Origin of the sequence: Sphingobacterium faecale (genome assembly GCF_016746095.1) — a bacterium.
Classification (GTDB): Bacteria; Bacteroidota; Bacteroidia; order Sphingobacteriales; family Sphingobacteriaceae; genus Sphingobacterium; species Sphingobacterium faecale.
The window spans coordinates 387,585-411,261 of the sequence record NZ_JAERTY010000004.1; the positions used below are offsets into that span (position 1 = coordinate 387,585).

Sequence of the window (23,677 nt, forward strand, 5' to 3'; positions counted from 1 at the left end):
CTAAAAATTTAAACTGCACCCCAATGCAGTGGTTAATGGAGGAAGTGTTGATGATGCGGGCAAATATTCAGGATCTATACCTTCTTTGTTGGCCCGCCAGATAATACCCAGATTATTCATATTCAGATAAACCTGCGCCCCTCGCAGTCCCATCCTATCACAGGTCTTTTTTGAAAAGCGGTAACTCAGGTTGACGTACTGGATCCGTATATGGTCACCACGACGCACATTCGCTTCTGTCCCTGCATAAAAAGTATCTCTGTTCGGGTTGGCAGGATATACCATAGAAGGTACATCCGTCAATTTTTCGTCACCCGGATTCTGCCATCTCTTTGTATAATCCGAATGCCCGACCCTATTTTCCACCAACTGACTATAGTTGATCGTAGATTTACGGAAGTAATAGCCCATCTTATACATGAGTCGCACGGACAATGTTAGACCTTTCCATGAAAAATCATTGCCTAACGATCCGAATATCGTTGGCGAATACGAACCGTGATACACCAGATCGGCTATAGCTGTTGAGTCTCCCATTATCGCGGCATAGTTTTTTGAGCTTTTTCCGTTGATATCACCGAGCGGATCACCATTAACAGGATCTAACCCATGCCATCTATAAGAAAACACAGCATGAACTGGCTTACCCTCAAGCGATGAGATGAGATTAGGAGATTTCACATAAGCAGCCCCCTGCTCCGAACCCCGGTAGTATTTGACAATCTTTTCTTGGTTATAACTAAAATTCAGACTGGTTGTCCACCTAAAACCGTTCACAAGGTTTTGGCTGTTTATATTGAGATCTATACCCTCTCCCCTCATCTTGGCCACATTTTTGATCAATCCTGTGCTGATACCCGTGGTGTAGTCTATTCGTGTCGATCCGAACAGATCATCGGCATTCTTTTGATAATATTCGACACTCCCGCTTAAACGCTGCTCCTTGAATCCAAAATCCACAGCTATGTTGGTCATTCCTACTTTTTCCCATTTAAGCTCGGGGTTGGCAAACTCACTAACAATGGCTGTTGGAGTCTGCGAATAGGGATTGATCCCTCCGTAACTGATCGTCGTCAGAGCCGATCGGGTAGGATGTATATTACCACTAAAACCATAGGTCAACCTTGCCGATAAATAGGGCAATAATTCGCTCTTGTAAAACGGTTCTTTGGAAAGCTCATACCGCAGTCCTGCCGACCACAGCGGTCGCCATTTTGCATTGGCATTCACGCCAAAGAGATTGGAAGCATCCCGTCTAGCACTCAGCGTAGCTGTATACCTGGACTTATAACTATAGCCCATATTGGCAAAAGTCGACACAAAGCGTCTCGTCGTTTTATTCAGATCTGCAGTATTTGGAATCAGACTACTCAAGCCTACCGGCACCAGTACAGATTTTAGCGTCGTAAAATCGACATTAGAACCCAACCATGTCTCTTCATCCAGTCCGTAGATTACCGCATTATCTATCTCATTCTGTGTATGTCGGATTTCCATCCCTCCTAGAAAATTGATCATATGGTCGGCTATAACCTTCTCGTACTCCACTTGCCCGCGAGCCTGATGGCTATTCATTAGCCCATTCGAGCGATCCATTATACTGCCATAAGGGAGTTGATATTTGATTGTACCGTTGCTCCCTAATACCGAAAATCTATTTATCAGATTGCGCACAGAATAGCTGTCCGTGCCTCGGAGCATCCGCCCCTTTATACGTTCCTGCTCAAAAGCATACCGCGCCGTAAATGCCAGCCCCGATAACGGCTCATAACGTAGTCCTGTATTGATTAGCATATTGCTTGAACCCGTCCGATTATCTCTATACTGATAATCGGTCAAAGGATAATAGTTCCAGTCCAACAATTTGCCATTAGATTGTTCCATCAGCGTATTCAGGTAGCTCGGTCTATAATCTTTCATCACAGGCAACGCATTGCCCTCTTCGTCTATAATACGGGTATAGGGAGGCAATTTACCTTTTTGTGTCGTTATACCTTCATATCCGTCTCTCCCGGAAACACTTCTTGCCTGCGTCACATATATGGAGGAGGTGATCTCTAGGTTCTTTACCGGTCTATAGGTATTGGCCATCCGCAGGTTGAAACGGTTGTAGACACTTGATAACGTACTGACATTACGGTCATAGCCTGTTGAGGCTGTCCAGCCTACACGATCAGAACCACCACTTAGATTTAAAGCATACTGCTGATTGAAACCCCGACGATAGACATGTGAGCCCAGCTGGTCGAAATAATTATAGTTTTTCAACCCCTCAATCAGTTGATCAGCCTGCCCGGCCGTATACCTTCCTGCACGCTCAGCGAATAGTATTTCATACACTTCCGTAAAGGGCGGCCTATTCCTGTTGCTCGTATCCGAAAAGCGATACTTATTGTCAAACAAAAAACGCTCTACATCGATAAAGTCCGTGGTAGACATCTGATCAAGGTAACTCAGATCGGGCTTGGCAATGCTGCTAAAATTAGTGTTAAAATCAATAGAAAAAGGCTGATTGAACTTTCCCTTTTTAGTGTTGATCACAATAACCCCATTTCCGGCCCTCGCTCCCCATATCGAACTCGCCGCTGCATCTTTCAATATCGTGATATCTGCCACATCATTCGGATTGATATTATTGATATCGCCTTCGTAGGGAAAATTGTCCAATATGATTAGAGGCCCTTTATCCCCCATAAGCGTGCTGACTCCCCTGATCTGGATATTTTTGGTTGTACTGGAGGTCGATGTGCTCCTATTGTATGTCAAGCCATGGGCCACGGCTTCCAGACGGCCTAAGATATCGGTAGATACCTGTTGGTCCAGTAACTCCTTATTGATATAATCATACGATCCCGTAGCCCTTTCTTTCGGTATCTTCTGATAACCGGTAGAAACCACCTCTACCTCATCCACATCTGCTGAGAAAGGTTGCAATAAAGCTGTCAACTGCTCCTCAGTAACAGCTATCTGAACAGTTGAATAACCGAGATAGCTTATCTCGAGCTTGGTACCTACCTTTACATCCCACAATTCGAAATGTCCGGACTTATCTGTTTTGGTCTGTACATTTGTCCGCTTCCCCAGAGCGTCCATTACAAAGACCGATGCCCCTACCAATGGCTCCCCTTTTTCATTGGTGACTCGACCACGGATGGGCTTTTGGGTTTCTTCCGATGAAATCTCTACAGCATTACTTTTCTGAACGGATGCTACTGCCGACACCACTTTGCCATTTACAGAATAGCTGAAAGGTTGTCCATTAAAGAGTAGCGGTAGCAGTTCCAACACCTCTGTGTTCTCTACATGTAGATTTATTTTTCGGGCATTTCTAAAATATTCTTCTTTAATAATAAAAGAATAACCAGACTGCCGCTGTACCTGCTGTATGACCGATTTGAACGATGCATCCTTTGCGCGTACACTCACCTTCTGTGCCCACGTATTTCCCCAGGCACCAAAGGAAAGGACAAAGGTCAATAGGAAGAATACTTTCATAATAACAATAATTTTTATCAGGCGGTTTTTACTCGTAACACCGGCAGACAAGATATACCAGAGTCTGTTATAGACTCCACATAATTGATTCATATAGGATCATTATTATGCAATACAGATCCTTACTAACTGTCAATTCTATCCTTTTACGATATGGATATTTTTGACTAAGTTTGTATTGCTAGGTTAAAAATTAGATGACTGAACATGCTGATTTGTGGTCTGGCAACCGCCGGAACTGTTGCAAGCTCTTCCGGCATTTTTTTACCTCCACATTTACAAAGGCTCTTTACATGATGACTACCCTCCTTCCGTCAACCTTAAATTTCACACCATAGTTTAATGTCAGCGCATCGAGCACCTCAGATAATTTTGCATTTCGGCTCAGCGCGACATAGGCTCGTAGAGGAGGAAGCTCTTTCAGTTCGAATTGTACATCATACCATCTCTCCAGTTCGGGTAGGACTTCTTCCAGTTTCACACCTGTACGGATATAATACCCATCTTTCCAAGCCGCGTAATCAGCGACATCGTCTATGGTGATTATTTTCATCGCTTCCGAAGAAATCAAAGTCTGCTGTCCGGGCTTGAGAATCTGCTTTTGCTCGGATTTGGTGTTTTCTACCTCTACACGGCCATGAATAAGCGTCGTGATCGTAGATCTATTTTCTTTGTAGGTACTGATATTGAATGTGGTTCCTAATACTTTGACGCGTTGTCCCTGAGAAACAACCACAAAGGGCTTGTCAGGTTGATGTGTGACTTCAAAATAAGCTTCGCCATCCAGTTCAACAACGCGCTCTGCATTCCCGAAGGAAGTTGGGTATTTCAGAGAAGAGGCAGCATTAAGCCACACCGAAGTACCATCCGCTAGGGTCAGCTGGTATTGTCCGCCTCGTGGAGTCTTCAAAGTTGCATGTTTGGTGGGCCTAACGCCGACGGAAGTACCGTCCTTGTAAATCAAATCTTCTCCCACGATAATTCCAGAATAATTTTCATCCAAAACGACCTCCGATCCATCATCACTCGTAACACTGGCATGCATTCCTCCCGGTAAGACTTCATCCCCGTATTTACTCGACATCGTGGTCGTGTTTTCGGCCTTGTCACGTTGGTTATAATAAAATATACCAATCCCCATCAATCCGAATAGCAACACGGCAGCAGCCACACGACCGATCCACTGACCGCGTCGAATGCGATAAGGATCTTTTATCTTTTCCAGTAGACGTGCTCCGATATCATCTGCTAAGCGCCTTACCGCTGTTTCTCGCTCTAAGTCAATATCCCGCTTTAGTTCCGCAAGAATTCTTTGTTCGAATGCAGCGTCGGGTTCATCCAATTTGAAATATTGCAGTAAAACGTCCAGATCCTGGACCGTATATGTGCCATCAAGGTATCGCTGAAATAATATATCAATAGATTCTTTCATAACTTAGCTCTCTTTATTAGCTGATACACGCTAGTAGAAGAAAGCATGTATACCGAACATTAACAAAAACACAACTTACTGAAAATAAGGTGAATATTTTTAAGCTATAAAGAGCTAAACAGAAAGTAAAACCATTGCACCAAAGGCGATGCAAAGAAATCCGGGGTTGTTTTTCATAAAATCTCTTAATGTTTTGTTGGCCTTACTGATATGCGCATTTACAGTAGTTTCACTAATATTGAGAAGGGATGCTACTTCTTTATAGCTTTTGCCTTCTAGCCTGCACATCCTGTATACGGTACGCTGTTGCGGCGGCAAGTTACTGAGAAGGTCATCGAGCAATAATGTATCCTCCTGTTTTAAAAGTACTTCTTCGACATGTGTATAGGTTTCTTCCCATCTCGGAAGTAGGTACTCCCTAAAGATCTGTTCAGTTGATGCTTTTCTAAAGATATTCTTTGCTCTATTTGCTGCGCTTGTGAAGAGATAAGGCTTGATCGATTGCTGAGGATCGATATTAGTACGGTTCTCCCAGATTCCGAGAAAGATGTCGTGGATCACATCTTCGACTAATTGTGGTGATTTCAGCATACGGAGGAGATTTCCCGTGAGCCGCATCTTATAACGGTTGTACAATTCTTCGAATGCAGTCTTATTCCCCATCCGCAATTGCAGTAAAAGATCCTGTTCGTGTACATTGGATAGGTCGTGCATTGATTCAAGAAGTTGGTCCTAGGCGAAGTAAGAAAATATTTTTGATTTTAGCAACCATTGCAGAGACTGAGCCAGGATTTTGCCTTCAACTTTTTTGTTGGAGTCGTTTCCCTACGAAAGATACTTTTTTAGCGAGCTCTATTTTCAATTAACCCGTTGCCTTTCGTCTTCATTGGATTGATGTATCTTCTTCTCTTCACTTTTCTTACCTCTCGAAATCATGTAGGTAAAAGAAACATTGAAGGTTCTGGTGGGACGTTTTTGATAAAAATTGATCATTGTCCCCTCGGTAGCTGTAAACTCACGCTCTCTTTGGGTATTGAAAATATCATCTACCTGAAAAATAATCCGACCTTTATCCTTAAAAAACGATCGAGATAGGACTACGCCGGTGTAAAACTGATCTGCATATCGGGTATTGCCTCTATAAGATACTGTGCGATAAGAAAGAGCGCAGGTGGCATCGAACAGTTTGCTGAACTTTAGAATATGGTTTAAGCGACCTTCAAAAACAGGTTGTGACCGCTTCATATCTTTATGGATATACTCCGAGTTGAAAAAGGAAAAATTGCTCTGTATGCTCCACTGTTTATTGATACGCTGCGGAATAAATGCTGTAATACCATAGTCTTGCTTGTTATTAAAATTGATCGGCTGATATTTCAACAGTTTACTATCCATAGCCTCTACCGACTGGACAATGCTATTCTCAGTATTGGAGTAGAATAAATCGACGACTATTCCTTTCTTAAATGATAGGCCTGCTTCGAGTTTGTGTATAAACTCCGGCTTCAGCAAGGCATTGCCCTGGAGCACCACAAAATCATCGATCTGCAGCGTATAGGGATTGATATCCTTGAAAGAGGGTCTTCGGATTCGCTTCCCATAATTCAGATGGATCGTGCTTCCTGTCCCTTTCCATGCCTGTGTCAAATAAATAGACGGAAAGAAATTGAGATATTGTTGGTTCACCTTTTCCAAACTGGTTGTTGAAAGCCCATCAATAAAGGTCTGCTCGGCTCTTATCCCTGCTTTAATGGAAAAGTCCTTTATATTTCTGTTGAATGACGTATATCCCATCAATAAATCCTCGTCATAAATAAAATTATTGCTATAAGCAGCATCTTGTTCCCACTCATTATTCAGATAGTTGTTCCGGATCACGGTATTGTTTCTTCGGGTACCGACGTATTTCATTCCCACGGAAAATTTAAATCCTGACAGATATTGTTTGTTGAGATCGGTCTGGAAGCTATATATATTGGTCCTGCTGGGGGAAAGATTCTGGTATCGCTGAACTCCAGAGGACGATAGCGCGCGCAGCTGATAGTCATTTGATTCTTTATTATCGTGGTACAGATGGTCTGCTATTAGTTTAAAAGTTGACGACAAGGTATCTAACAGTAAGGTGTAATTTAAAGTCGTATTCGACATGGTACCTTTGTTGATCCAGTTATTTTCTGTCTTTTTAAAAACCGTATCGTTTTCCTGTCGGTGTTCATTATCGGTATAGAACTTTTGATCAGAATGGGAGGTTAGCAGAATAGACTGTAAGCCCAAGCTCTGTCGATCATTGAGCTCATAGTTGGTTGTTATCCGTGCATTATATCCCGTATTTTCTTTGAAACGTCTGGTATCGCTCCAATATTCCGAAGCATCTGCATAAAAATTGTGATAGTTAGCAACATGTCGCTGTTTATCGATTTTATAACCTAGAGCACCGGAGATTTTAAACTTACCACGATTATAATCAAACATGCTGCCGCCATTATAAAAGGGATCTTTTCCCTGCTGCATGTACCTGCTTGCCAAGATAATCTTATATCCCTCATTAACGCCTTTCTTAAGAATTATTCGGACTATACTTCCCGTACCTTCGGCTTCGTACTCAGCGCCTGGGTTGGCGATTACTTCTATCTTGTTTATATTTTCGGAGGGAATAGAACGGAGATATTCGGACAGTTCAAATGAAGACATTCTCAGTACGATATCCCCTATCATCACGACAACAGACTGACTGCCTCTCATGGTGATATTGCCACTAGCATCTACCCAGAGACCAGGCGTCCTTTGTAGAAGCTCTAACGAAGATAGACCTGTGCCTAATAGGGTACCATCGATGTTGACGACCATACGATCTACTAACCGGACATACTGAGGTTTTGCGGATTGGACATGGACAGTCTCTAAAACAGTATTGTCTTTTTCTAGAACGACTTCGAAGCCAGAAGAAGGAGTCATTGAACGTAAGGCTACACATCGGGTAATATACCCTAGACTGGAGATCTCGATAGATAGACGTTCAAGCTCGTCATTTACTTTAAATTTAAATCGCCCCTGATCGTCACATACCAATGTACTTAGGGTAGAATCGCCCATTGTAATCCGTATAGAAGCATAGGATATCGGTCTCCTCGAATTATCGACGACTATACCTTCAAAATTATGTGGATCAATTCTCTCTGAATTCGATTTTCCAGCAAGCATGCCATCTGATGCATACAAATCTGAAAATATGAAAATAGAAATAACTGCAAATAAAACAACCTGTATCCTTACTGACATTACATTTTTATTATCTGTTGCAATTAATTAGCTTGGTTGCTCAATGAGCTTCCATAATCAGACCTGAAGATAGAACAAGTCTTGAGGTAAGTGAACGTAGTTTAGGTATACCGGCTCGATTTATCGGTAAACAGGGGATTGACCTCGGCTAAATTGTAAGACATCTGGGGCAAGGCTTTTCTAGAGATGAAAATATAGCAAGTTTCGGATTGTAGGCCTATCGACGTTTTCAGACATTTGCAGTATATTACAAAACATAGACAGGGCGCAATCCAAAGCCATTATCCTGAACCCAAAAAACGCATTGATGTAATTTGACGGCAGGAGTTAATGAGTAACTAGGCGTTAGAAAGTTAAATAAGTTAACAGATGATTCGACACCATGAGATTGCTGACAGGGAACTGAGGGCAAAAATCCGAAAAGGAAAAGTGTGCTGGGCGGGCAACAATAAACTGAAAATTTACGGTACATTAAGCTGTGCTTCCGGTAAACGGATGAAAAGGAAAAACAGGGTATTCTTTGCATCGGAACAGGAAGCACTGAGCGCTAATTATCGTCCCTGCGGACATTGTATGAACCATAAATATAAAAAGTGGCTATATGCGTCGAAATAAATAAACAACAATAGTCACACTAATCGCTATGAGGATAAAAGCCAATAAAAATGGTGCTCCTGCAAATATAAAAGGGGCATTGCCCTGTGTAAAATAATAGAAGAGATGGGTCATAATCGGCGGGCCAATAATAGCAGTGGCACTTGCCAAGCTTGTTAAAGCTCCCTGTAGTTCTCCCTGTTCATTAGCAGGGACATTCTTCGTAATGACGGACTGAAGGGCAGGACCGCATATCCCTCCTAGGCTATAGGGAAGAAGAAATATAAACATCATCCATCCCTGTCCTGCAAAGGCAAATAATAGCAAGCCTACGGCATAAAATGATAGCCCATAATAGATACTTCGCTGTTCGCCCAATCGAGGTATCGTCCAACGAATCAATACGCCCTGTACCAAGCCTAAACATAGCCCGAGTAGCCCAAGAGACAGTCCTACAGTCCGCTCGGTCCAACCGAATTGGTACATGGTAAAAAAATGCCAATTGCTCTGCACCGCATGCAATCCGATATAAGTGAGAAATAACGCCGTGACCAAACCGGTGATCTGGGGATGTCTTGTTAAAAACTTGAACGAACCGATAGGATTGGCCCGCTTCCATTCAAACGATCGACGACGCTCTGGACTCAGGCTTTCTGGCAGAACGAAGTATCCATACAGGAAGTTTAAAAAGCACAATACGGCTGCCGTGTAGAAGGGAACCCGTGCACCGTAGTGCCCCAGCCCCCCTCCTATCACTGGCCCGATTATAAAGCCCAGTCCCAATGCAGCCCCTATCATTCCAAAATTCTTGGTCCTGTTTTCATCAGTCGATATATCAGCAATGTACGCGCTGGCCGTCGACATACTGGCTCCGGTCACTCCGGCAATGACCCTTCCCAGAAACAACCAACCGATTGAAGGTGCGAAGGCCAAAAAGATATAATCTATTGCAAAGCCGAAGAGGGAAATAAGAATAATGGGGCGCCGTCCATATTGATCACTAAGATTACCGACAATCGGTGAGCATATAAACTGTGTAAACGCGTACACAAACGCCAGCCAGCCCCCATACGTAGCCGCCTCACTGATGTCGCCGTGAATTAATTCTTTAATGAGCTTGGGAACGACAGGTAGTATGATACCCCAGCCCGTGATATCTATTAATAGCGTAATAAATATAAAGCCAATGGTAGCTTTTGTTGATTTTGTTTTCATGCTGTAAAAGTAAACAGCATCTGAACGCTCTTTTTTTCTATATCTTGGGACTTTCATCCAATTTGTAAGATACTCTTACATTTTACCGCTGTTGCAAGGCTCCTATCTACTACATATTGTTTCTATAACTTGTGGGAGACACTCCTGTCAACCGCTTAAAAAACCTACAGAATAAACTTGTATCTCCAAAATGGAGCTCGCCACTTATTTGCTTGATCGATAAGTTCGTTGATTTGAGCATAGTTTTTGCATGAAGAACGGTCATTTGATCGACCCATTGAAGGACGGATCGACCTGTATTCTGCTTTAGGAAGGTGGTGAGGTATTGGGGAGTGAGATTTAACTTTTCGGCGTAGAACGTTACGCTCCGCTCCTGATGTGCATATCGTGACAGCAGGGAGTAAAATTCATCGATAAGTTCGTGTGTTCGATTTTTGACTCGACTGTCTTTATTGCCGGAGCGGGTATATTTCTCAGAAATCATGCACATCAGAACGGCGACCAGGTGCTGTAGCATTGCTGTTTTTTGATGACTTTGCTTCTTATCATAAAATGCCTGCAATAAATCTACCAATCCTATCTGTAGATTTATTTCATCCGGATCAAGTTTGACAATAGGCTGCCATCGCATCTGATCATTCATAACAAAATCGCGCAGAACGGGAAAATTGGTCAGGAAGTCTAACGAAAGCCCAATGGTTATTATCTCGGCATCCTCACTCAGTTCTTCTGTCTCAATCATTAACTGAGGCTGTAATACAGCTATATCCCCAACACTAATCGTGTACTCTAAAAAATGGATGCGAGCTCTCATCGTACCCTTTACCATAATGGCTAGCAATAAACCGTCAAACAAACGGCTATGGCTGGTATACTTTTGGTCAGAATCATTTGATTGCCGTAGAATGACCAGCCCTTCCATTTTACGGGATCGGTCAATATCATAAAGCTTGTGGACATTTTCCAAGGTAATCAATAGTGCCATATCCAAATTTCTAAAAAAAACAGGTGTATAACAAGAAATCGAAATCCACATTCCTAGAACATAGTGGATACCGAGGAGTTAAGAGGGATCCTTACGAATTGGAACTGTATACAGATCGACAATAGGTCGCTTCCTAAAATAATAAATCTAAAAAAGCCCATTACTGGGCTTTTTTAGATTTATTATCACTTTTTTGCTTCCAGTTTTGCACGCATATCGGCTAAGCCAGATTGCTCTGAATACGGTGTTTTAACTGTTGTAGATACGCCAAGGTCTTTAGCAAATAGTATCCCAGGTAATGCTGGCTTTTTGTAGAATTGCATCGCCGCTGCATTTTCATAAGCTTTTTTGTAATCACCTCCTGCAGCATATACTGCTGCTAAATAGATCAATGTCTCTTGTGACGGATTGAGTTCAAAAGCCATACTACCTATTTCCTGAAGAGTTTTATTCTCTTGTGTGTTCCACTGCTTTGCCATAAGTGCCCCCGAAGACACCAAAGAATATGAAAACTCTCGATATAGGTAAGGATGTTCTTTCCCATACCGTTTTAAAATACTATCGAAACCGTTTACTCCTTTACTGTAGTTTTCCTGGTGTAACTCCGTTTCAGCATCAAGAATATCCATATACATCTCTTTATCTGGAAAAGTCTGTGATTCTAAGAATTGCCGATGAGCCATAGCCGCAGTTTTATCCCCAGAGGCCAAAGCCGCATTGCTACTGCGAATGTACATTCGATAAAGCATGATTTTTGTATCGAGATACCCTATCGCAGATTCGATGGATTGTATATTGCCTACAATATATCTGAACATATCTCCATGCCATTCTCTAGACATGAAACCTGCTATGATTTTGCTGTTTTCCGGTTTGCTAATTTCCTCCTTACTCAACGACGCCAGATACGATTCAATAGCGGGCTTTACCTTATCTCCATCGACCTTTCCCAATATACCATATACATACTCTGTCACCAACTGGTAAGAACGTTCTCCTGCATTCCATCTTTTTTCTAAGGCTGCCCTTTTCACACCAAGATTCGAGGCTATAGCCTTTTCGGAAAGCTGTATAAACTCCAGTTTTGGCTTGAATCCCACCTGGACATCCATCAACTCGCCGTCTGCAGTAAGCCAGAAAAAGGTAGGATAGCCTTGGGCTTTGTATTTTTTAAATAAGCCATGGCTCGCCTCATTTTCTGCATCGAGTTTCATACTCACAAAACGATTGTTCATAAAATCGCCAACCTCTTTATCCGAAAAAACCTGTGCCGCCATTTGTTTACAAGGACCACACCAAGTCGTATAGATATCTACGAAGATATTTTTTCTCTCTTTTCTAGCTATATCCATAGCCTCCTCATAAGTCAGTTTCTGAAAATTAATCCCTTGGGTATATCCTAAACTAAATAGACTAATCAGTACTATTATACTTAATACTATTTTCTTCATTTTTTTATTTCTTATCTGTCAAATCCACTATTCTATCGCAAATTCCCTCTTTCAAACGCGTGCGTTGTGCATTAATTCCACCAAGAGTAGATATACCATAGGTGGCGAATCCACCTTTAAGCGTAGTTTTTGTGTGATCCCTAAAACCGACTTTCAATTCTACGCCATTCATTTCCATAAAGTCGATCTGAATATTACTACCTAGATCAAGTATTTTGCCTCCACTTTTACTAACGATATTATACACATAGATAGCATTGCCTATACTATAAAAGAGGTAGTTCTGCAAAGCTGAAGATGATGCATATTTCTCGGCGTTCATTATATCCGCAGCGGTAACAATAAACTTTTCCTTTGCCGTAAAGCTCTGGGATAGACTGTTCATAGCAAACCGAAGCAGCCATCTATTTTGACCACTAGGATCCTCAAATAAGCCGAAATACTCATTGCTAGATACCGTACCACTATAAATTAGTTTAAGATTTACCTTATTAGGATCGATGATATCTATTGTGGAACCAGATAGATATTGATTTAGAGAGCCTGATGTATTATTATGACACAGGAAGCGCATATTTTTGTTGTCGTAAAATCCAGAACGGCTAGCTCCTTCATTAAAGTACATTGTACTCAGATAGTAATCTCCCAAAAGACCCGGCTTAAACTTGATATCGCCAGCATTAACCGAACGATTGTGTAGTTGTCCATCTATAATTATGTAATCCTGAAGTCCACCACCACGTCCAACATATCCTTGCGACTGAATAATATCACTCCCCTGCCATGGTGTCAAAAAAGAATTCCGTAAGACGCGGTCCTTTTTAAAAGTAACGGGATTGATCACAACGCCTCCATCTAGGTCTTTATTTAAAATCAAAACCTCCGCAGGGAATGAAAAATTTTGGGGATTGTATGTTATACTGACCGGATTACTTCCTGCGACTGCTCCCTCATTACCTTTGCCATAGGCATCTTCAATAAATTTGCCAGATACCGTATTTAGGAAGTGGACCATAGACTTTCCGCCTGTTTCTGCAAGTATCATGATACCTGTTGTAAAATCGTTTACAACCTGTAGCTTGCTATTATACTTATAGAATATACCTGTCGACCTATCGGTGACACGTAGCACAAGATCATATGTGCCTGGAGACATGGCAACAGCAACCTGCAATTTTCGATTCTTTCCCAAGGTATCTGCGACAAACTGAGACGTATTTGTATAACTGTACCATACAAAATCGAGATCCTCCTCTGTTTTTTCCATCTTAGAGGTCACTTTTGGATCTATGATCAGATTATCATCCATACTGACTCTGAGGGTATCTTCAATTCCTTCAATCAATATATCATCTATGGGTAGTATGCGTCCTGTAGAGTTGTCTTTGACACAAGAGCTACCGAACAATGTGAGCAGACATAATAAATGTAGATATTTCATATTTTCTATGTTATTAAAAAGCTGGCCAAGGTAAAATTCTATTATCATTCTCATCGTGTACGACATTATCTGTAAAGTATTTGCATACAAGTCTACCATAACTCATTAATGTACCGAACATCGATGAGGGTATTTCAGCCATCGTCGCGGGAAAATCAAATCCCTGAATATCTAAACATTTCTGATGTTTGACCTTCGAATATTCTCCATAATATATCTTTAAAAACGAATCCCAGTATATAGGTTTGACCAGTTCATTGGTAAACCAAACTTTCGCATAAAGCTTATTGGGATAGCCTACTCCAAGGTCATTCGTAGCTGTAAGCATTAATCCCAATTTTAAAAACCCCGTATTCAGTTGTGGGTCCCCTTTGATGAGAATCAACGGAACAGTAGCACGGAATTTATTGGGATCTACATTATATTCTTCTTTGAGCTTTTCATAATGGACACCCTCTATAGCTGTAGAATATTTGGGGTCTACACTAATTTTAAACTTTTGTGCAGTAGGCATCGCATGACCGAGAAGACTCACAGCCAAGTGAACCGTATCTTCTCTAGACTCTACCGCTACCAATGAATGGATCAAGCTATCCTGTTCCGAAAAACTTGTAAAATAAACAGCAGGCTTTTCACTGTACAGCTGTCGTTCGTTTTCTTTACAACCGTATAATGCAACTGCGACCATTATACAGGTTAATACGTAATATCTATTTTTCATATTTACATCAATTATATAATGTTACCAAATTCAATCTCCGCCATGGGAATAGGAATATTGTAAATCAGATCAGGATCAGGGAAAGCCGACAGCTGGGGTATCTTTGCTTTATTCAACCGCTTATAATAGAAAAACAATTGCCCTTCCGAAATAAACTCCCTTCTATATTCCATTTCCAGTTCGGCCGCTAGCTCTGTAGCTGTGGTAGCCGTAACATCTAGTGCTGACAGCCCCCTATGAGAACGCAACACGTTCATATATAGAGAAATGGCTAATTGGGGATCGTTCTCTGATTCAGCAGCTATAAGGAGAATTTCAGATTTCTTAAGAATAGGAATCAATGTATTAAAATTGTATTTAGTAATACGCTTACTGTTCGATGTGGCCACATCAAACCAATTTAACCTATAATCTGTGTTGATACCAGCTGGAAATAGTTGATTCAATGCCGTATTGGTTATGGTAAACGAACTTGGGCTATTCGATTGTGTAATTTCCGGAAAGTACTTGTCGGCATACTTCTCTTTCAGATCATTAATTTTCAAAGCAAATAGATGTTCTGTTGGGAAAATATAATCTTTCTGATGGACAGCTGTTCCAGTTCCTTCAAACATCGGAAACAAATCTGTCGCCAATACCATCTTAGCTGCCGTCAGCGCTTTAGGTTTATCACCTTGGTATAGGTATACTCGCGCGAGTAGTCCCTGTACTGCATAGTAGTTCAATCTTGTCTGTCGATTGCCCTTTATCTCTTCATCATCTTCTATTACAGACAGATTAGATAAGACAGGACCGTAAGGGTCTACTTTCTCCAGTAACAATGCCGCTTCATTCAGATCCGCAAGAATAAGGCTCAGGGTTTCGCCCACACTCTTCGGAGCTACTGGACTATTTCCAAAGACAGCGATGTAAGGGATAGCTTTTGCTTCTATATTGCTAAGAGGTGATGGAGCAAACAGCCGCAACAGATCAAAATGTAACATGGCTCTTAATCCCAGTGCTTCTCCCTTAATGAGTTCGTAATTGCCGCTTGTAAACAAGCCTTTTTTAGATTCAATATTTGCCAGGATCAAATTACAGTTAGCAATAGCTTTGTACTGCTGGCGCCAAATATTCTCGAATCGAGCTTCTTCAGCAGATTCAGTATAGGCGAATTTCCCTAGGTTTTCATAAACATGTCCTACCGTAGTACGCACATTACTATACTGCTGTGCAAGCACATCACTGGCTCCCATAGTAAGTTCTACGCCGTAGCTATTCGTTTGTGTGCTCAATGCATATACTCCTAGCAGAGCGTCCCGAAAGCCCTTTTGAGAAGCAAATAATACATCTGCTTTCACTTCTGTCTTAGGTTTAACATCTAGCCATTTCTGACAGGACATAGTCATTGCCGCAAGAGCTACTATATATAATGAGATTCTAATATTCATATGTATTTAATTACTTCGTGAGCTCGCAAGCTCGGTTTGTCTTTTAAAGGTCAAATGGAATATCCAAAGTATATCTATTCGTGTTTGTGCAGTTCTGCTACTTGGATATTTCGTATGTATATAATTTGATTTTCAATATCAGTTAGAATGTAGCTTGTACACCTAATGCATAGTGTCTAGCAAAAGGATAATCTATACCTCGCTCTACCTTTACGCTAGATGCTCTAAATACATCGTTCAAATAGGCTGTAACCCGAAATGACTGTGCTCCAATATTCTTAACAAATTGATGCGCTTTAAAATTGTAAGAGATATTTACAGACTTAAGTTCCAACACATTATCTTTCTCGATAAAACGCGAAGTGGGTCTAGTCACGCTGCGATTCGTAATACCTTTAAAACCGGATACATCGCCAACAGTCTTCCAACGATCGAAAAACACCCTCTGATCTACGTTTTGATTTGGATTCACATTTTCCACACGGTCTACAAGCGTATTATTGTATAGGTATCCACCAAATTTATATCTAAAGAAAACATTACATTCGAACCCCTTCATCCCTACTATCGTACCGAATGTGCCTTCTAATTTAGGATCGGTTGTACCATAGGCTTTATAGTTCTGTGCATCCCATACATTGGTCAATTTGCCAGTCTTGTCAATGAATACCTCTTGTCCGGAAGCCGGATCGATCCCCAATGATTCAACCACCCAAATGGTATTAACGGATTGTCCTTCGATGTAACGTACGCTAGGCTTATTCCCCTCCTGCCCATCTACTTTTTCATTATAAGCCTGTAATGCGTTTGAGAGTTTGCGCAGCGAGTTTTTATTACGTACAGCTATACCAAAAAGGTTCCAGTAAAACTGCTTGGAAGGCGCACTTATTATCTTACCACGCAACGACAGTTCGTATCCTTTATTTGCGACTTCACCGAGATTAGCCTTGTAGGTGTTAAACCCTAGTGAAGGAGCCATCGTAACATCAATCAGAACATCTTTCGAATTGTCATCATAGTAGTTAAAATATCCCGTCAATCTAGATCTAAGTAATTCAAAATCTACACCGATATTTCGCTTTTGAGTGATCTGCCATTTTAGGTCTTGGTTACCATATGCAGTGGCTACTGCCCCCAGCCCGTTATCGTAGACAAGGTCTGCATTATAGGCGTAAGTAAGCTGTGCTTGATAAGGATAAAAATTCTGACTCCCCGTGATACCTGTTGAACCTCTTATTTTCAAAAGGTTGATCAATTCGTTGTCTTTCAAAAAGGATTCATTATGAAGATTCCATCCCAATCCAGCGGACCAGAATTGTCCCCACTTTTTATTTGAGCCAAACTGAGACGAGCCATCGTAGCGTATAGCGAAATCTGCCAGAAAGCGATTATCATAACTGTAATTAAAATTGGCTAGAGCCCCGATCAACCGTGAAGTACTCTCACTCCCTTGCGGTCTAGTTCCTTCGAGGTATTCTAAGCCCATCCCCACATGATCCATAAGATCGTTGGGAAACCCTGCCGCTACCACTAAATAACTATCCGTGGTAGCTTGGCGGATGTTGTAATTGGCATTTAGTACCAGCATATGTTTTTCTGCAAACAATTTATTATATGCAAAGCCAAGGGTACCTTCATATTGTACTGACTCAGCTGTAGACTTTTGGTACCTGCCCTTTACGGCACTACTAATAAAATCCGTGTGCTGCGAAGGTTTAAAAATATCAGACAGTTGCGTTTTCTTATTTATCGAGAATGAACCTGTAAACCTAAAAGCAGTAGAAAGGTCCCATTCCGCTCTAAAATTATTGATAAAGTTATCGTACTTTGTCTCATCTTTGGTGTTAATGGTGGCATTATACATCGGATTAGGGATAACAACAGTAGGACTAGTTACTGACTCTAACCGATAAAGTATCTTCAACAGATCTCCATTATCTCCATAAGGTGTATAATACGGATTCAGGTAAGCATATGTACTAAAAGCGCCATAAGGAGAGTTCTTGGACTTTACATGATCGTAGGTCAATTGATTAGAGAATTTTAACGCTTTATAATTGTAATTGAGCGTGATATTTAATCCTGTCCTATCTCTCGACGAGCCCTTCATTATACCCGAGGAAGGGTTCATATATCCCCCGATATTGTAACGAAATGTATTATCACCACCTTCAAGATTGACATTATGTTTATGGTTGACACCTACAGACTTCAACGGTTTTGTAAGCCAATCCGTATCTATTCCTTGCTTCACCATCTTAAGCCGATCGTTATAATACTGCGCATACCGCTCGCCTACATATACAGCGCTACCTGGCGTATATACACCAGCAAGACGTTCATATTCCAACTTATCGGCTGCATGCAATAGGTTATAATCCGAAAGGTCTGCAAAATCAAAATCCATATTGCCCGTATAGGTAGCTCTCAACTTTCCTGGTCGCGGGGCATAAGTACTTACGATTACAACACCATTCGCTCCTCTAGAACCATAAATAGCCAGAGCAGATGCATCTTTAAGTATGGTGATACCATTGATTCGAAGCGGATCCAAATCATAAATCTTTTCGAGACTCACTTCGAATCCGTCTAATACAAACAAAGGTAAATTTGGATTACCTTTAAACTTCTCTTCCAAACTTGTACTTATACTCGAAGACCCTCTAATTTGGAATTCGGGAAGACTATTCGGATCAGAACCTAATAAATTATTTTCCATTAATTTGAAAGAAGGATCCAGTACCGACAGAGCCGATAGGATATTCTGATTGGTCACCGTACGTAATTCATCTCCGGAAAATGAAGTAGCAGCCCCCGTAAATGTCTGTTTGTTTTTTTCAAAATAGCCTGTTTTTACTGTTATCTCTACTTCAGCTATACTATTGCTCGCCTCTCTCAATACAATGCGCTGGATTACTTCATCATTTTTGATATCGTATTCCAATTTTTCATACCCCATCATACTGATTACAAGCCTATTTGAACTATGAGGCATAACCATTTCAAACTTTCCATTTTGATCACATTGACATTTACTTATACCTTTGGGATCCGATATAGAGGCTCCAATAATAGGTTTACCCTTAGTATCAAGGACCACCCCTTCTATACGCTGCTGTTTGTTGTCAGATTTTGGTCTGTTAACGGAGACTTTTTCTCTTATTACCACAGTTTTATCGGTAATAATGTACTCCAAAGGAAGTCCTTGTAGACTAGTTTGCAACGCCGCTTTTATATCGAGATTATCGATATCCACGTCAATGCGTGGTGCAGACTGAATCAATTTCGTATTGATTACAAAATCCATTCCCGTCTGCTTACCGATCTGGCTTAGTAGCCTTTCAATAGTGATCTGCTTTTCTTTGATACGGACCCGCTGTTGTGCTAACGCAATAGCCGGGATGCTTAGAAAAAAAAACATGATCAATGCGAAGAGATAGCTCTTTGGGTATAGAATTCCCCTCCTCAAGATGTACTTGTGTTTCATTATTTTTGATTTTAAAAATTAGTTAGTGGTTGTTCATTAGATTTAGCGGGTATAAGCTGCTCTATTTTTTCGAAGAAACAATAAGCTTTCTACCAACAATTTTAAACTTCGCATCGCTGGACAATTCTAGAATCTTGACTGCCGACTGCAAAGATTTATTTTTAGATATTTTTCCGTAAAGACGCTCTTGAGGTAGTCTACCTTCATAGTCCACCTCAATATTATATGTCCGCGCTATCTCGCTCAAAATATCAGTTAGCATCTCATTTCTGAAATCCAGCATTCCATCCTTCCAGCTCGACGCACTCTCTGCATCTACATCACGGATCACTATATCGACTCCGTCCAATACCGCCTGCTCTCCAGGTCGTAGTACTCTCGTTGCCTTTGAACGTAATACGTTGACTTTTACCGCTCCCTCTATTAAGGTTGTCTTAGTCTTTACAGATTCGGGATAGTTGGATACATTGAAATGGGTGCCTAATACTTCAATCTTTTGATCACGTCCGCGCACTATGAATGGTTGCTTCCTTTTTTTCGCTACTTCGAAATATCCCTCGCCTGACAACGTTACTTCACGTTCTTTCTTTCCCTCGAAAGATTGAGGAAAGTGTAAGATAGATCCGGCATTCAACCATACTTTGGTACCATCATCCAATATAACCTGATATTGGCTGCCGTAAGGTGTTTCAATGCTTTGAAGATCGTTGTCTGAGATATTTAATAATTTATCAGGTTTATCCGAGAGTGTACTTCCATCACTATAGGTAAGTTCGCTTGCTTTAATAATGATGGCTGATTGCGATTTACTCAAACTTATCTTTTGGCCATTTGCCAATGTCAATGTAGGGTTATCCCCTTTTGGAAAAACATCCAACTGAACGGTATTCTGCTCGACAAAAGGCACAGTATTATAATACCTGATCAATCCAAACGTGCAGATACTAATGAGTGACGCTGCAACAGCAACCTTCCACAATCGGACACGTGATAAAGGTCGGTATACAGGTAGTGTACTCTTTATACGATTCAGATCTCCATCAATATCACGATCGGTGCGCTGTATTTCCGCAAAATCGCCAAAGGTCAACCATTCATCCACCAACTGCCTCTCCGCATCAGTACATTGTCCCTGACTATATCGCTCGAATAATTTGTTTATTTCCTTTTTATCCATAATAGTACTTTCAGAATTGTGCTAGTCTGAATATATAGTCGAATGAAAAAGAAAGAAGGGTTAAAAGTTTTTGAAATATTTTTCACAGAGAAAAAAAACAAACAATACGTATTGGTTTAGTCCCAAGGTATTCTTTAGAATTTTCAGGGCATGCTGCATATGACTTTTGACTGTCTGCTCTGATATTCCCAATTCTAGTGCTATTTCCTTACGCGTTTTAGAAGCCTTCCTACTCAATTCGAATACTTCACGCATTTTTGCGGGTAACTTTGAAATTTCGTCTTCGATAAGCGTATTTAATTCATTATGACGGATTAGATAATCTGTATTTTCTACCGTATTACTCAGGAAGCGATGAAAACTATCCAGATAGCGATCCGCTAATTTTTGTCTATTAATCGTATCAATTATTTTGTTCCTTGCGGCCGTAAGCAAATAGCTCGATAATGTACCACTAATACGAATGGTACTACGTCTATTCCATAATGACAAAAATATATCTTGCACAATATCCTGACTTTCATCAACATCAGACAAACGCCTCAATACAAAGACGTAGATAGACTTACTGTACCTTGAATAAATCTCCGTATAGGCCATCTGATCAGATTCAATCAACATATCCAACAACTGCGAATCAGAAATTGAGTTTAGGTTTTTCATTTCCGAATCAATATTAGAAAATAAATTTCTAAAACACGAAAATTAAAATTTCATCTTGTTAATATGGACTCTCCTAAAGGACTAAACTAAACCGATTTTCATTATTTGAATAACAGTTGCTTAACCAATAGAATGAGCTACTTAATAGCTACTAATTTTATATAATTAAGTTTTTGAAACCATACTCGAACTTATAGTTTTTCTGTGATGGATGGGAAAATCAAGTCCTGTCGAAGAATTGATCTATGTGAAAATTGCAGATCAAGCAGTTAATATGACTATCTATGGCAGCAGCTCTCATATGATATTCCTGCAAAATGGTCGCTACATGATGGCCGGCAGAAATGACTATCGCCAAATCAGCCAATCTGAACAGATAAAAATATCGGCGTTTAGCTCCTTCAAAATGCCTTAAAACACACTTTACCAACTGATCTCCGTCAAAAGCTTTGAGGGAGATGAACTCTTTATAAAAATCAGATAATCGAAGTCTTCAGAAATTTTACTTTCTGAAAACTCTATGGTATTCCCACCCATCGCTCCTGTTCTTCTATACTCCAATTGCTCCAATAACCATTCTGTTTCTTTATTATTATCCAACTTTATCTTTTTCAGATCGAGAATAAAAACTGGTTCTTTCACTTGATCAAGCAAGTATTCCAGTGTACCTGGATACGCTTCTACTGCGTCATACGAAGTAAGACCTTTCTTGCCTGTCGCTGTAAAGCTTCCATCAAAAAATGTAAAACCAAAAGTCACATAGTCATCTCCAAGCTGTTTTGCCAGATGTTCTCCCTGCTTTTGATCGGTCTTCTGAATATGTCCATTATGTGCCCAGATTGCAATTTTTGATTCCGGATTTTGATTTTTTATCCATAACACATTATCTGCCATACATTTGTCCCGCCATGAATAGCTATTCAATCCGAGGTATTGCTGGACGATATCTATATTCTTTTGCAACCAGATTTTTTCCGGAGTTTTGAATGATGACACGTTAATACCATGCTGTAAAGATGTGATTATACTATTGATTTTTTGTTTTACGGTATCTCCCATCATAACCATACCCTTATTTTGCCGTGAAGCATTCCGGATCTTGTCGAGTTCTACCTTCAGATCATCGACTTCACTGGCTATGCCCTCATTTTGTTGGAATGCTTCGCTAATCTCTTTTAGAGCACCCTCATAAAACTGCATATCAAACCCCGTGAATGTGATCCGTTGCTTAGGTTGATTAAACTTGTGCATCCATTCGACCATATTTAACACTTCTTCGGTATTCCATGTCCAGAAATACATGCCAGCAATAAGTTTACGAGGATCACCTTCTCCCTTTACGATATAATCGTTCAACTTATAGGATTCGGGCATATTAGCTTCGATAGAAAAGATATCGAAATCCTTATTCCTCGCCAGATACTGCACAATACGATTTTTCATCTTGAAAATCTCACTCGAACCGTGTGTGACCTCTCCTAAAGCGACGACTTTGCTATTGCCCACGAGGCGGTCTAGAACTTTGAGATCTTTTGTATCACCTCCATCGGGCTCGTATGTACGTAAGGGGTATATATACTTTTGAAGCTTAGCGAGCTCATCAAGCCTAATAAAAGTTTTTGGTTCAGGTTCTATAATGTCTATAAATTTATGACCATCGATATACAATTCGAGATGGTCAAACCATACGCTGCCCTCTCCGGTAAACAAACCACCAAAATCTATATTTTTTGCTTCTTGACCGACATTCATCTTTATGGATACCGGAGTCCAGTTATTATTACCTTTTAAACCTCGGTTACTCATATTATCAAGTGCAAGCATAGCCCCATTCTCCCCATCTATTCTGAGCCATAGCCCTGCATATCCATTTTTAACATCATTGGTCTTTATCCATCCCTTATACTCTATATTTTTACCAACGAGAACTTCAATCGGGAGTCTGCCTGTGTATACACCGAATTTACCATTTGTATCACCAAATTTTTCCATAGCTAGACTCCACTTGCCTGAATATTTTTCGATACTATCCATATAGACCTTGAATCCCTCTCCCCCCGCATACCAGCGCTTGGGCAAGGAAGTAGCATAATTTTTGAGTTCGAAATCCAGATTTAAGCTTCTTTGCGCGAGTCCGCAAACATTGCACAGACAAAATAATATAATGACACTGGTAATCTTGAAACCTATTCTCATAGCACTTTTTAAGTATGTTGGAATGTACAATAATACCCAAGATACGTTTTTTTTATTATCAAAAACCATCGGTTCTTACTGATTTTTATTGTCTTTCAATATAAAATAAAA

Annotated in this window: 16 protein-coding genes; 2 read left to right on the forward strand and 14 right to left on the reverse strand. The window is 40.6% G+C overall.

Features of this window, described 5'->3' with window-relative positions:
• The 4 genes from JKG61_RS09660 to JKG61_RS09675 form a co-directional block, all read right to left on the reverse strand.
• On the reverse strand, window positions 1–3,588 hold the full coding sequence (locus JKG61_RS09660; protein ID WP_202102763.1) for a SusC/RagA family TonB-linked outer membrane protein: 3,588 nt from the start codon (window positions 3,586–3,588) through the stop codon (window positions 1–3).
• Window positions 3,589–3,784: 196 nt separating this feature from the next.
• Entirely contained in the window at window positions 3,785–4,927 is a 1,143-nt protein-coding gene (locus tag JKG61_RS09665) for a FecR family protein (protein WP_202102764.1), read from the reverse strand.
• A gap of 114 nt (window positions 4,928–5,041) precedes the next feature.
• Window positions 5,042–5,641 carry an RNA polymerase sigma factor gene (locus tag JKG61_RS09670; protein WP_202102765.1) on the reverse strand — a complete coding sequence of 200 codons (600 nt, stop codon included), beginning with the start codon at window positions 5,639–5,641 and terminating at the stop codon, window positions 5,042–5,044.
• A 144-nt stretch (window positions 5,642–5,785) separates the two neighbouring features.
• The gene (locus JKG61_RS09675) at window positions 5,786–8,206 is read right to left on the reverse strand and encodes an outer membrane beta-barrel family protein (protein ID WP_202102766.1); all 2,421 of its coding nucleotides are present in this window, start codon (window positions 8,204–8,206) and stop codon (window positions 5,786–5,788) included.
• A gap of 369 nt (window positions 8,207–8,575) precedes the next feature.
• Between JKG61_RS09675 and JKG61_RS09680 the strand changes: the two genes are divergently transcribed.
• Window positions 8,576–8,821, forward strand: coding sequence for an Ada metal-binding domain-containing protein (locus JKG61_RS09680; protein ID WP_202102767.1), 246 nt, complete (start codon window positions 8,576–8,578; stop codon window positions 8,819–8,821).
• Here the strand turns inward: JKG61_RS09680 and JKG61_RS09685 are convergent.
• The 9 genes from JKG61_RS09685 to JKG61_RS09725 all read right to left on the reverse strand — a co-directional run bounded on the left by JKG61_RS09685 (window position 8,804) and on the right by JKG61_RS09725 (window position 21,370).
• A complete protein-coding gene (locus JKG61_RS09685) occupies window positions 8,804–10,015 on the reverse strand; it encodes a TCR/Tet family MFS transporter (protein ID WP_202102768.1) in 1,212 nt (403 codons plus the stop codon). The genes JKG61_RS09680 and JKG61_RS09685 overlap by 18 nt on opposite strands.
• Window positions 10,016–10,124: 109 nt before the next feature.
• The gene (locus tag JKG61_RS09690; protein WP_202102769.1) at window positions 10,125–11,000 is read right to left on the reverse strand and encodes a helix-turn-helix domain-containing protein; all 876 of its coding nucleotides are present in this window, start codon (window positions 10,998–11,000) and stop codon (window positions 10,125–10,127) included.
• Window positions 11,001–11,185: 185 nt separating this feature from the next.
• Window positions 11,186–12,451 carry a thioredoxin family protein gene (locus JKG61_RS09695; RefSeq protein WP_202102770.1) on the reverse strand — a complete coding sequence of 422 codons (1,266 nt, stop codon included), beginning with the start codon at window positions 12,449–12,451 and terminating at the stop codon, window positions 11,186–11,188.
• Between the two features lie 4 nt (window positions 12,452–12,455).
• A complete protein-coding gene (locus JKG61_RS09700) occupies window positions 12,456–13,892 on the reverse strand; it encodes a PKD-like family lipoprotein (protein ID WP_202102771.1) in 1,437 nt (478 codons plus the stop codon).
• A gap of 13 nt (window positions 13,893–13,905) precedes the next feature.
• The gene (locus JKG61_RS09705) at window positions 13,906–14,613 is read right to left on the reverse strand and encodes a DUF4843 domain-containing protein (RefSeq protein ID WP_202102772.1); all 708 of its coding nucleotides are present in this window, start codon (window positions 14,611–14,613) and stop codon (window positions 13,906–13,908) included.
• Window positions 14,614–14,624: 11 nt separating this feature from the next.
• Window positions 14,625–16,043: a RagB/SusD family nutrient uptake outer membrane protein gene (locus tag JKG61_RS09710; protein ID WP_202102773.1), complete on the reverse strand. Its 1,419-nt coding sequence runs from the start codon at window positions 16,041–16,043 to the stop codon at window positions 14,625–14,627.
• A 142-nt stretch (window positions 16,044–16,185) separates the two neighbouring features.
• Entirely contained in the window at window positions 16,186–19,530 is a 3,345-nt protein-coding gene (locus JKG61_RS09715; protein ID WP_202102774.1) for a SusC/RagA family TonB-linked outer membrane protein, read from the reverse strand.
• Between the two features lie 61 nt (window positions 19,531–19,591).
• Window positions 19,592–20,707 carry a FecR family protein gene (locus JKG61_RS09720; protein ID WP_202102775.1) on the reverse strand — a complete coding sequence of 372 codons (1,116 nt, stop codon included), beginning with the start codon at window positions 20,705–20,707 and terminating at the stop codon, window positions 19,592–19,594.
• A 60-nt stretch (window positions 20,708–20,767) separates the two neighbouring features.
• Window positions 20,768–21,370: an RNA polymerase sigma factor gene (locus tag JKG61_RS09725; RefSeq protein WP_202102776.1), complete on the reverse strand. Its 603-nt coding sequence runs from the start codon at window positions 21,368–21,370 to the stop codon at window positions 20,768–20,770.
• 211 nt (window positions 21,371–21,581) lie between these two features.
• Between JKG61_RS09725 and JKG61_RS09730 the strand changes: the two genes are divergently transcribed.
• Window positions 21,582–21,785: a hypothetical protein gene (locus tag JKG61_RS09730; RefSeq protein WP_202102777.1), complete on the forward strand. Its 204-nt coding sequence runs from the start codon at window positions 21,582–21,584 to the stop codon at window positions 21,783–21,785.
• An 8-nt stretch (window positions 21,786–21,793) separates the two neighbouring features.
• Here JKG61_RS09730 and JKG61_RS09735 read toward each other — a convergent pair whose 3' ends face one another.
• Window positions 21,794–23,566, reverse strand: coding sequence for an erythromycin esterase family protein (locus JKG61_RS09735; RefSeq protein WP_202102778.1), 1,773 nt, complete (start codon window positions 23,564–23,566; stop codon window positions 21,794–21,796).
• Window positions 23,567–23,677 lie beyond the last annotated feature (111 nt).